Origin of the sequence: Streptomyces sp. CB02009 (genome assembly GCF_001905825.1) — a bacterium.
In the GTDB taxonomy this organism is placed as follows: domain Bacteria; phylum Actinomycetota; class Actinomycetes; order Streptomycetales; family Streptomycetaceae; genus Streptomyces.
In genome coordinates, this window is the sequence record NZ_LIVV01000003.1 from 602875 (window position 1) to 615137 (window position 12263).

Annotated in this window: 3 protein-coding genes and 2 pseudogenes; 3 read left to right on the forward strand and 2 right to left on the reverse strand. The window is 68.6% G+C overall.

The genetic code is table 11. The annotated features are described in order from the left end of the window. Positions 1-71 precede the first annotated feature (71 nt). Positions 72-263, reverse strand: a pseudogene (locus AMK27_RS15415) (CorA family divalent cation transporter); the annotation flags it as partial. 1176 nt (positions 264-1439) lie between these two features. Here AMK27_RS15415 and AMK27_RS15420 point away from each other — a divergent pair. Next, the gene (locus AMK27_RS15420; protein WP_241847504.1) at positions 1440-3002 is read left to right on the forward strand and encodes a hypothetical protein; all 1563 of its coding nucleotides are present in this window, start codon (positions 1440-1442) and stop codon (positions 3000-3002) included. A 113-nt stretch (positions 3003-3115) separates the two neighbouring features. Beyond that, positions 3116-9250 carry a hypothetical protein gene (locus tag AMK27_RS15425; RefSeq protein ID WP_073906986.1) on the forward strand — a complete coding sequence of 2045 codons (6135 nt, stop codon included), beginning with the start codon at positions 3116-3118 and terminating at the stop codon, positions 9248-9250. 1591 nt (positions 9251-10841) lie between these two features. On the opposite strand, the pseudogene AMK27_RS15430 reads toward AMK27_RS15425, so the two are convergent. Continuing rightward, positions 10842-11612, reverse strand: a pseudogene (locus tag AMK27_RS15430) (transposase). A 60-nt stretch (positions 11613-11672) separates the two neighbouring features. Between AMK27_RS15430 and AMK27_RS42345 the strand changes: the two are divergent. After that, entirely contained in the window at positions 11673-11954 is a 282-nt protein-coding gene (locus tag AMK27_RS42345) for a hypothetical protein (RefSeq protein ID WP_143204855.1), read from the forward strand. Positions 11955-12263 lie beyond the last annotated feature (309 nt).

A 12263-nucleotide genomic window follows, 5' to 3' on the forward strand; every position in this document is an offset into this window, starting at 1 on the left:
GACGTCCCACCAGTTCCGGGCCCCACTCCACAGGCCGGCCCTGGTGGTTCGTACGGCGGGCATGCGCTTGGCTACAGCCAGTCCTTCTTCTTGAAGACCACGTAGAGGCTCACGCACACCACCGCCATCAGCAGCACCGCGAACGGATACCCGCCCGCCCAGTGCAGCTCCGGCATGTTGTCGAAGTTCATGCCGTAGATCGTGCCGACCAGGGTGGGGGCGAAGAGGATGGCGGCCCAGGCGGAGATCTTCTTGAAGTTGTCGCCCCCAACGGGCTGACCTGCGCAAGCAGCTACTTCACTGGTGCTGGCCTGCGGCTTTGCTCATTTCCAGCACTTTCACGGTGTCGGCGTTTTGTGCGGTCGACTCTCCCCAGCCGCTCCCCAACGGGCGTGCGTGCTCCCCAGATTCTCCCCAGACGCCGCCTGTGAGGGTAGGTGTTCCTGAACTCGGGGACAGGGGCTGCGGGACCTCCGGAGCGCACCGTGAGTCGAGGTAAGGATGACTGTCCGCTCCTGGGCGTGGCGCCGAGGGTGGGTGATGCTCTGCTCTTGTGCGGACGGAGTGTGACAGCGCTGACGATCCGCGCGAGTTGGAGCCAGGCGGCCATCAACAATCACAAAATGGGGAAAGTGCCACAGGAAACCCACGCCTCGGCATAGTCTGCAGGAGTTACCGCAGGCAGGCCGGGTGGTCTGCAATGCGGCGGAGGTGCCATGGGTGGGGACCCGCATGTGTCAGCAGCGGCCGACGATCACGGACGAACGGGGGTACCCGATCCGTACGGTGACCACGCTCTGCTGACCCCGGCCATGACGAAAGGCCATGACGCCGTACCTGGCGGTGAACGACATCTGCTGTCGCGCTATCTCGAAGCGGTGGTTGCCGCCCGCCAGGCACCCGTGCACACCGCTGTCGCCTTCAACGCCGTGTACTTCGGTTACGACGTCGCCGGCGACGGATACGGGGGCAGCCCGCTACGGCTCGACGACTTCCCTGTGATCACGCTCGGGGGGCGCGCCCCCGTACTCCCGGTCGGTGCCATGGTGTGCGTGGCTACGGGATCGGACCCGCTCTATGCGGAGATCGTCCACCGCGAGGGCGCACACCCGGAGGTGGGGGCCCTCGGGGACGTACCGGCTTGGGTGTCCGGGGCACCTGTCGGGGCCGTGGGCCCGGGCAGGCCGGCGATCGGCGAGGCTCTCCGCCGAAGGGAGCTCCTGGTCCCGGATCTCCATGCCTTCGGCCCGGCGCTGAGCCTTTCACCGGCCCAGCTCCATCGCTTACGCGCACGCCGCCGCTGGATCAACGAGGACGGGCACGTCGTCGTCGACGTCTCCTACCCGTCCCCGGAGGCGGCTCGGTACGACGACCTGACGGCCTACGCGGACCACCTCCTGACCACGGCGCGGGAGCAACTGCTCAGCCCCTACGTTCCCGTGTCCCTTGCCGAACTTGTCGGCGCTACGGGCGATGAGGAACTGCGAGCGGGTCTGCTCGGTCTGCTGGACACGGTGCGGGGAGTCCTCGGCTCCAGTGCCACCCTGCGCACGTGGGGCCACTACGCCGTGACCCGAGCCTCCCTCGCGGAGTGCTGGGGCGATACCGGCCCATTGGGAGGCAACGACCTCAGGTCCCTCGCCGCAGCGGTGGAACACGCGGCCGTTCCGTCGAGGCGGCGCCACGGGCTCGCCACGCCGGTCACGGTGTACACCGCGGTGGGACCGCGGCTTCGCCAGTTCCCCGGTGCGATCGAACTGCTCAGGGGAGTGGGATACGCCGCAGCGGTCTGCCGGGCGAATTTGACACTCGCCGACGTCGTCCGAGGCGACAGCGACCAAGGCCTGTTCGAGAACAGTTCCCGGATCACGCTCGACGACGCCTTCGAGAGCGGGGGAGTCTGGCGCTCTCATCACCCTGGCGATGCGGAGGTGCCCAGAGACCCCCTGCTCCCCGCCGGGCGTGGCTGGGCGTCGACGCTTCCCGAACAGCAGGAGCCGGAAGCGCAGATCGATCCGGTCGACCTGCCACTCGCCGACGATGCTTTCCTCGGCCTCGGCGAACTCCTGCGGAACGACGCGAAGGAGGTCGCCTGGCGGTCGCCACTGCGCCTGGCACATCTCATCGACGGCTGGTTCCCCCTGCACCCGCACGTCGCACGCGAGCTCCGCCGGTCCCACGGCCCACGCCTCGCGACACGCCTCCAACTCGACCATCCGGGCCAGACACTGACCGCACAGGAGGCGACTCAGGACGTCTCCGCCGAACTCGATGACGAATCAGGCCGTTTGACGGGAATCCACTGGCCCCACGACTTCTTCCCCGGCTTGATGCTGGAGCTGCGCTGGCTCCGCGCCGAAACAGTGATTCGCGTCGCCACGACCCCGCTCACGGATCCGGTCCACGTCGACGACCGCATGATCGGGCACCGCTACGACCCCCGGGTGCTCACCAGGGAGGGAGCCCCGGGCAGCGATCGCCACGGCGACAGCGCGGTCGGTCTCGGCCCCCGGCAGCTGGTGATGCGCACCGTACGCCGCTGCGGGCTCCTGACCCTGGACGGCCATGCCCTACTGGACCGTTCGGTCCTGCCGAGTGCGGTATACGGGCGTCGACCGGCACGGTCCCAGGCCGTCGCTCTGGAGACGGCCATCGCGGAACTGTTGGCTGTGCGACTCCTGGAGCCGGCCCTCGGCAGCCGGGATGCCTGGGGCCAACCGCACTACCCGGCGCGCGACGGACAGCCGGCCATCCCGCTCATCGGCTACCGCCCTGCACGACGAAGGGTGATACGCCCATGGGGCAGCACGGAATCCGACGGCCCAGGCCTGCTCGCCCTTCAATTCGTCGCCGGTCACTTGAGGCGCCTCCGGCCGGGCTGCTCGCCCAGTGAGGTGCAGCGAACGGCCTTCCGCGAACACTGCCGCAGGCTCGGCAAGGCGGACGGCTGGGAACTGCCCCACGGCTACACGTTCGTCACCGAGCACACACGCGGCCACTGACCGCGAACCCACCCCTCCGCCCCTCTTCCCGCCGTCCTGTTCCTCCTTCCCGGCTCCTCGGCGTCGAGCGAGCCGACCTCCACAGACCAGCAGCAGAAACGGAGTAGGCGTACATGCACGACCGCTACCGCGTGATCACGGGGCCGCCGATGTCCCCGCCGACGGCCTCGGCCGAAGACCTCGAAGGTCTGGCCGCCGCGCTCAACGCCTTGGACCATCCGGTCGGCGCCGCTCTGAACGAGCTCACGGTCGACATGGTGGAACTCGCCTTCAACTCTCTGCCGCCCAGAGACCGGCAGAAGTTGCTCGGCGGCCTGGGTATCCGCATGGCGGCCCCTCGACGGGCAGGCAGGGCACTGTGCCAGGACGTTCTCTCGCGGCTGCGGCGCGACGCTCGGCAGCACACCTGTAGCTGCGGTATCAGGGACCTCACGCCCACCGTGCTGGACCAGCTCGTTGACGTCGCCTTCGCCCAGAACGGAAAGAGCGTCTCGGAGCCCGTTTCTCGATGGGGCGCGACGCTGCTCCGGGCCGCGGTGTTCGCTTGGTGCAACGCCTCCGTCGCCGACGCTTACCTTCTCGCCTGGGCGGCCGACCAGGACTGGTTCACTGAGACTGCTGACGAGGAGGAGTCCGTACGCCTGGCCGCCGTAGCCAATGAGGCTCGGTCCGTCCTATCCGCATACCCGGACTTCGACGGCGTACGGGACGGCGCCGAGCGGCTGTCCGCGAGTGGCGGGAAGAGGAACCCGGTCGTCGCCGCTGACGGCCCGGGCAGGAAGGCTGCCGCTGTCGAGGGCGCCGCGCCGGAGTGCGGCGCCCCGCACGAGGTGCCCGCGATCGTGTCCGAAGACGCCCGTGCCGAGTGGGGAACGGGCCCGGAGGAGGCCTGCCGGCAGCTGGAGTCAGCTCTCACGGGGGCACGGCGAGCCGCGGAGAACGTCACCGGCGCAGTCGCGGACGGTCGTCCGCCGCATGACGAGGACCTGGCCGCGCTTGGCGCGCTGGGCGCCGCTTTCGACAGCGCCGACACCGTGTTTCGCGCGGCGGGGATGGACGGGGTGCCCCGCCGTCTGGAGGACATGGCGGAGGCCGCACGCGAGTACCAGGAGGTACGCGACCTCGACCACCAGGCACGCGAGACCCTGCGGGAACTGCTGGATGTCGCAGGTCTGCCGGACACCCCTGCCGACTTCGCGGCCGAAGCCGTGCGGGGAGCGAGCCGCCGTCTGCTGGACGCGGCGGTGTGGGACCAGACGCAACGCCAGGAGAGCACCGCACTCGCTGACCTGGCACGACTGATCCGTGAGGGACGACAGTCGTACGCAGCGACGGAGATCCTGGCCCTCCAGGACCGGGTGGTGCGGGTGTTGCCCGCGTGTGCCATGGCGATGGTCATGGCCCATGATCTGGTGCTGTCCCAGCCGGACGAGGCCGTCGCGGAATCGGGCGGCCCGGGCGCCCCCGAAGGCGACGCCGATGGAGTCGAGGAGCCCGCCGTCGACGACACAGCCACCGAGCGCGGTGAGCGGGTCGTCGAGGAGAAGGACGACAGTCCGTCCGAGGTGCCGCATGGCCGTGCCGCCGACGGACCCCCGCCCCACACCGCACCCGAACCGGAAGCCCCGGCCCTGACGCCTACGGCCGGTTCGCTCGACACCAACGACGTACCGGCCGCGACCCTCACCGACGTGCCGACGGCACCCGCCGAGGTCCCGGAAGCGGACCTCCCTGCCGCGCCCGAACCCGCCTCCACCGCGTCGCGCGGCGAGGACGCTCCGCCCGTGGAGCCGGCCCTGGAGGCCCTCGCCCCCGCCACCGAGGAGACGTCCGACGAGGCGGCGACGGAGCGGGTCCTGACGCGGCTGGTCGTGGAGCGGCGCTTCGGACTTGCCCACCACGTAGCGAGTGCCGCCGGTCATCCCGAACAGCAGGTGACGGTGCTCCGCCTGGCCGGTGCCGCCGGGCTGCTGACGTCCGGTGACAGCCAGGGAGCTCGGCTGATCGCCGACCTGCTCCAACGGTACGGCGGGCACTCCGGCCGAGACGCGGAAGGCAGCGAACTCCTTCTCCTGCCCGCCCTGCTTCGTACGGCGTTGATCACCGGGGACCATCTGGCGGGCGCCCAGCTGAAGGCTCTGGCGCCCAGGCTGCCGGAACGGCTGGCGGAGACCGCGACTGCGGTCGCCGACCGCACCCTCAGCGGCGCACTGATGATGGCCTCGCCGCTGGTGGTCAGCGCCGACGTCTCGGGGGCGGAGGCACGGCTGCGGGAGTTGCTGGAGCAGTGCCGTGCCCTGCTCGTGCCGCCGAGGCTTCGGTTCGCTCGGGCAACGGAGATCGCGAAGCGCTGGCTGTCCGACGACGGGCTGCTCGGAACGCTGCTCATGACCGTGGCCGGAGACCACCGGGACGGGGTGACCGAGGTGCGTGAGCAGGCCGACCGCCTGTCAAAGTTGCCCGAGGTCAGCAACGAGATCGATCGCATGGACCGCAAGCACCGCTCGCCCAGCGGCAAGCCGCTCCAGGGCTCCGGGCGGCAAGACCTGGTGCATCTCGTGGAACGAGCCGTCAGCCTGGCCAAGGAGTGGTGTCTCGCCGTCGACACCATCCGCCGTGGTGACCGCTCCGACGGCAACCGGGCGGTCAAGGAGATCTCCTCCCTGCGCCGCTCCCTGCTGGAGAGCAGGGAGGACGCGCTGGGCGAACTGGAGCAGTTGGAGCGGGGCTCGGTCGCGGTCAAGGCCGCGACGGCCTGGGCCGCTCGCGCCTCGATGGAGGAGCTGTTTGCCCTGCTGACCGATGGCACGACGACAACGCGTCCCGACGGTCCGGTGGACCCCGAACTCGTCCTGGATGCAGAGCTGCTGAAGGTGTGTGACCGCCGCGGCGAGCGGCCTTCGCTCGACCTGCTGTTGGCCGCTGTCGACCGGAGCTGGGAGGACGGGCTCGCCGAGCGGATCGCCCACGATGCCTTCGGCGCGGCCTGTACGCTCGTCGAGCTGGCGGAACGAGGGCTGCTGCCTGGTGCCCGGGTCGGGGACTTCACTCCACCCGCGGTGGCCGAGATTGATGCTCAGGTGGCCGTCCGGCGCGCTGAGCTGCGCGGGAATCACGACGACCTCGTCGCCGAGCTGCACCGCGCGCAGGCCGATGGCGCCGTGACCGACGACCAGGATCTCCGCGTCCAGGAACTCCTCGCCGATGCGAAGGACCGGCTCGACGGCACCGAAACGTACGACCTGGTGGACGTACGACGAGCACTCGACACCGTACGGGGCGACCTGCCCGCCTTCCGGCAGCAGGCCGCCGACCGAATCCGGGCCCGGCTCGATGCCCTCGACCCCACCGAGGAGCAGCGCGCGCAGGTTCTGCGGCACCTGGACACCGGTGGCCTGGCAACGGCCGCCGACCTGGTCTACTTCCTGGAGATCGGCGAGGACGTCCCGGAGATCGACGGTGGCGAGTCCCACCTGACGGAGTTCTTCCCTGCTGTGCCGGACGGGCTGCCCAAGGGTGTCGACCGTGCCCTAGTCGACCTCGTCCGCTCCGGCGGGACACACCCGGACATTCCTATCCTGGACTACAGCGCGCTCTCGACCGACGAGGCGGCCTTGGCGGCCGACGTCCTCGACGAGTGGCGGGTGCTGGGGGCGACCGAGCCGAAGGACCGGCTCGACGTGTCCGCGAGGCGGCAGCTGCCGCCGCTCCTCAAACTCCTCGGCTACGAGGCCAAGAGCGCCAGGCCGCTCGACGAGCGGTCCCCGCACCTGCGCCGACGCGAGTACCGCCTCTTCGAAGCGACCGAGGTGGAGATCAACGGCAGGGCGAAGGCTCCCGCGTTCGGCTCGCAGATCCGGGAGCAGGGCGGCAGCCTTCGCGTACTGATGGTCTGGGGCCGCCCGCCGGCCAAGGTCGTCATGAGCCTGGCGGAGCGCGACAACAGCGGAGCGAGCCTCCTCGTCCTCTACTTCGGGACGCTGGGCCGCGAGGCGCGCGGTGAACTCGCCGTCGGCTCCGGCCGACTGCAGCCGATGCTGGTCGTGGACGACGCCGCGCTGGCCTACCTCGCGGCGCGGGGCAACCGCCAGGTCAGCACTGCCACGCAGACTCTGCTGCCATTCTCCGGCGTCAACCCGTACATCCGAGAGAAGCGCGGCCGGATCGGCGGCGAGATGTTCTACGGCCGTGACGCCGAGCGCAAGAGCGTCCTGGACCGGCACGGCACGCAGGTCATCTTCGGTGGTCGGGGGCTCGGCAAGTCCGCCCTGCTCAGTGATGCCGGGGAACGGTTCGAGGAACAGCGTCCCGGCTATCAGCTCGCGGTGTATGTGAACCTCGACCAGGAGAACATCGGCAAGGGCAGCTCGCTGGGACCGGAGGCGCTGTGGAGCGTCCTCGACCGGGAGCTCCGGGCGGCCGAGGTGCTGAGCGGGCAGCCGAGCCGCCGGTCGCGGCAGGACATCTCCGATCGGGTCCGCGCTGGCATCCGGGCCTGGCTCGACGGGGACTCCCGTAGGCGTCTGCTGGTCCTGCTCGACGAGTGCGACCAGTTCTTCGAGGCGGACGCTCCCCGCTTCGACCAGACCAAGAAGCTCAAGGGCCTCGGTTCCGACACCAAGGATCGCGCCAAAGTCGTCTTTGCCGGTCTGCACTCCGTGCAGCGCTTCTCCAAGCTCGCCAGCAACGGCCCGTTCGGCCACCTTGCGCAGACCCCGAAGGTGATCGGTCCACTCGCCCCCCAGTCCGCCGCCGAACTGCTGGTCGACCCGATGCGGGCGCTCGGATTCGAGTTCCAGGACATGGATCTCGTCAACCGGGTGCTCGGATACTGCTCGTACCAGCCTTTCCTGCTCCAGATGTTCGGCCACCGGCTGGTCGAGGTGATGCACCGCAAGCGAGCGCGGCGGGGAGCCGAGGGGCCTCCGTACTCGGTCGAGATCGCCGACATCGAGGTCGTGGAGTCGGACACCGGGCTCAGGGACGGCATCTCGGCGGCGTTCAAGGACACCCTGAGCCTCGACCACCGCTACGACGTGATCGCCAACGTGCTTGCCTTTCACGCGCGCCATCGCGGCCTTGAGGTGCGGCTGAGCGACGCCGAACTGCGCGAGGAGTGCGAGACGTTCTGGCGCAAGGGCTTCGAACAGCTCGACACCGAGGGATTCCGCGCTTACCTCTCCGAGATGGTGGGCCTCGGCGTGCTCGCACCCAACCACGACGGGCAGGGCTGGCATCTGAGGGGTCCGAACGCCCTGCGCATGATCGGCACCTCCCACGAGGTGGACGCCCGTCTACTCAGGGCCGAACACGACTGCGAGCTCCAGGAGAGCATCGTGCAGGAGGGTCGTCCTGAGCTGCTCGACGGCCGGCCGGCTCCGCTCACCATCACCCAGCTCGACGACCTCCTCGGCGAGCGGTCCAACCAGACGAGGGTCGTCCTCGGCACCACGGCGACGGGTGTCGGCGACGTCGGCGACACTCTCCGTGAGATTGCCGGGCGCATCGCCGACTGGGTGCTGCCGCCTGTCGGTAAGCCCAGCGTCTACAAGCAGGAACTCACAGGAGGACGCCCTCGGGAACGACGCGTGGTCATCAGCGACTTCGCCCGCTACCCGGACGCCCGGCCCGAGGCCCCTCGGCAGGCTGTCGACCTGGCCGAGACGCTGCTGCCCGCCACGCCGGGGGTGACCCGTGCGGTGGTTGTCGTCACCGATCCCACCCAGCTGGGCCTGTGGCGGCGCCTGCTGATGAGCACCGAACTCACCTCGGCCGCCCCCGTGGTGCTGCGCCGGCATGACCGTCGCAGTCTGCGCGGCTGGGCCCAGCGGGTCGAGAAGTTCCACACGGAGGACCGCCTGGCCCGTCTCCACGAGCTGACCGGAGGTTGGCCGATCCTGGTCGATCGGGCCCACCGCCTCCACGGCGAACTGGGTGATCCTGACGCGGTGCTGCACCGTCTGGCCGATCTGTGCGCGGATCGGACCGAGGCTCGTGCTTTTGCCGAGGCGACCGGCGTGTATGCGGACCCGCTGCTCGTGACGGGCTACCGGTCTCTCGTCGAGGAGTTCATGGAGAGCCCGTTCGACCTGGAGAGTGCGGTGACCGCTGTGGCGTTCCGGAACGAGGACGAAGACGAGGCCCGCTGGATCGTGACCTGTCTTGATGCCCTCCAGGCGTTCGAAGCCCAGGGCAACCAGTTGTGTCTGGAGCCGCTGCTTCGGAGGTGCGTGATGCTCCAGGAGTGATGCCGAGGCAACAGCGGGCTTCTGCCCGGCGGTTCCGGTAGGGGCGGCCCTCGCCGGCCGAGACGACTGGCTGCCTTGCCGGGGGCGACTTCAATGTGCCGCGGTTGACGAGAAGGGCGAAGAGGAGACCCCGTCTTGAAGGGGGTCTCCTCTGACAGAGCTGTCGCCGCGGCGCGAGATGGTCTCTGAATGAATATCGGTCGAGACGTGCGGCCAAGTACTTAGAAGACATTTGGTGGGTGGAGGAGAGGGGTAGCTCGTACCTGTGCGAACGTGCCCAAGGGCCTGCCGTGCCCCGGAACTTCGGGCGATTTCGGGACGGCGAAGGAGTGGCGGCCCAGGAGGCCGCCGCCGTCATTTGCCTGGCACAAGTTCCAAGAGGCGACCCACACGGTGCCAGCCGCCGACGAGGATGGCTGCCAGTACGGAGCATCCGACAATAAGCCAGGGTCGCAGGTCGTCGTTCACTCCCAGTGCGGGGAGTACCGAAGAAGCTCCGACTGCGGCCGTCATGGCGGCGATGATGACCACAGCCACATGCGCGGACTCCCGCAGCGCGGTGCGAGCCGCAGAGGCGGGGGTGGCCTCCGATAGGCTGCTTCTGGCAGTAGGGCCCCGATACGGCCCTCTGCAGAGCGTTCCGCGACCATGGCCAGCATTGCTCCGAGCCGTGGCAGTGCGTTATCCGGCTCTGCGTCGATTCTCAGGGCTTCGGCTCGCAGGGCTCCGGCAACCAGCGCCGCGTGTGAGCGCGCAGCCGCACGCCTGACTGATCTGCGAGGGATCGTCCCTGCGTGGCGATGAGCACGAAGGATGGCATCCTCTGCAGCCCTGAGGCCCCAGTCGAGGTCCCGAAGCTGTGAGGCACGGTCTCCTGGTGGTTGTCTGTACGCCGCCGCGCAAAGGTTCAGGGCGTCCAAGGCTCGCATCGTCGCCCGGTGGCGGAAGATGGCCCCTCGTGCCATCCGGCGTTCCATCAGCCACCACATTGGCACTATCAGGGGCGTGGACACTACGACCACGAAGACGAGGCTGCCCCAGCCATGTGCGGGTTGATTCGCGACCTCAGGGCGAAGCTGCCACAGAACGTAATTCGCCGCCCGTGCAGTGGAGTCGGCGCCGACGGCTTGTGCCAAGTCATGGAGGAGGACCACCGACGGCTTGATCATCTTCAAGCCCATCAGCCCGGCGAAGAGGGCCACGGCCATTGACCCGTATGGCGCTGTCTCGAGCGTCATACGGGTGTCCCGTAATGCTCTGCGGGTGTGCGGCAAGGATCTTTCAGTCACGCGAAGAGTTTGAAGCGAGGCCCTGAGATCGCCTACCCGCGTGCGGATCACCCGCTGGTTGACGCCGAGACGCCAGGACTTGATCTTTGATCGTGCTTGCGAGACGTACGGAGATATCAGTGCTGTGGTCGTGCGTGCCAGGCTCAAAGCACCCCTTCCTCGGTACCGATGGACTGATAGTGCCCGGGGCGCGCGACTGCTGTGTCTCGTCTAGAAAAGGATCTTCGCCTGGGCTAAGGGCTGTCCCGTAAATGATCTACAAGTCGTCTCAGGCATGGTTGGCCGCAGTGTGGCCTGCTGATCTACCCGGCGAGTGCGAGGGTTGTGCATCCGGGCGATGCCGAGCATGGCGTGGTGGACGCCGTCGCCCTTCAAGCGGCAGTCGTGGAGGATCTTCCCGGTCTTCATGCGAGCGAAGACGTGCTCGACGCGGGCCCGGACCTGCTTGTGGCACTTGTTGTGGTCCTCCTTCCAGTCCGGGAGTTCACTCTGGCCGCGCTTGCGACGGTGCGGGATGACCAGACCGGTGCCCGGGTACCCGCCGTCGGCGATCGTGAGGGTCTTGCCGACGGCGGCCTTGGCGCCGGACTCCTCCCACGCCTTGCAGTCGTTGCGGTTCCCGGCGAGCGGCCGGCCGACCACGACGACCAAGCGGGTGTCGGTGTCGATGACGACCTGGTGGTTGGTGGAGTACCGATGGTTCTTCGACCGCTCGGCGATGGCGTGGTCACGGGTAGGGACCAACGTGCCGTCCACGATGAGCACGGCATCCTTGGCGAACCGTTTGCTGGACTGGAGCCCGAACATCGGCCCCAGGTGGTCAATGATCCGATCCGCTGCCGACTTCGAGATCCCGAACAGCGGGGCGAGCTGGCGCATGGTCAGGTTCGTCGCCAGTACGCGGTGACCAGCAAGGTCCGGTCTTCCAATGAAAGGCTCCACGGCCGGCCCTTGCGGACCGAGTTCGCACCTGCGCGACGCAGCACCGTCACCAGCTTCCCGAAGGCACGCGGGCTCAGCCCAGAGAACGGCGCTATCCAGGACGGCTCCGACGCCGTGATCACACCAGCCACATCGAGATCATCTCGCCCATGCGACCACTTCTGCTCAGGCCCGTGGTCGAGAATCCTGCCATGAGCGAAGGTGACCGCTACGAGGCATCCACACGTACATTCCTTGCATGCGCAGCCGAAGTGGCTCGCCTGCTGGATGTTGAGGCTGCGGCCGACGTGTCTGAAGACCGACGTGCGCGGCACCTGGCCGGAGCCGCGCGAAGGCCATTGCTGGAACGCGCCACCATGTCTGAGGAGTTCTTCGATCCGCTGATGGCTGCTGCTGTCTACGACCCGGACCCAAGCTTCTGCCGCTGGTCGTCGAGCCGGCGCTCTACGCATTCGGACGCCGCAGGGTCATGACAGCATTGCTCGGCTATCTCCGCACGGGCATAACCGCGGAGCAAGCAGGTGCCCGGCGCGCCTGGTACTGCGCACATCTGCCACTACGCGCTGACCGGTCCCCGGCCTACGCGCCCAGCGGAAGTCGCGAACCGGTCCTGGATGAAGTGGACGACGTGGTGAACCAGTGGCGGAAGTCGTCCAGCACCCAGCAGGGTGATCACAGTTCCTCAGAGAGCCACCGGGGCTCTCGTCGGCCGTTCTCCTGAGCTGCGACACTCTGCGCGTGAGTTATCCCGCGACAGACCAGCTGTCCTCCGCCGAACGCGC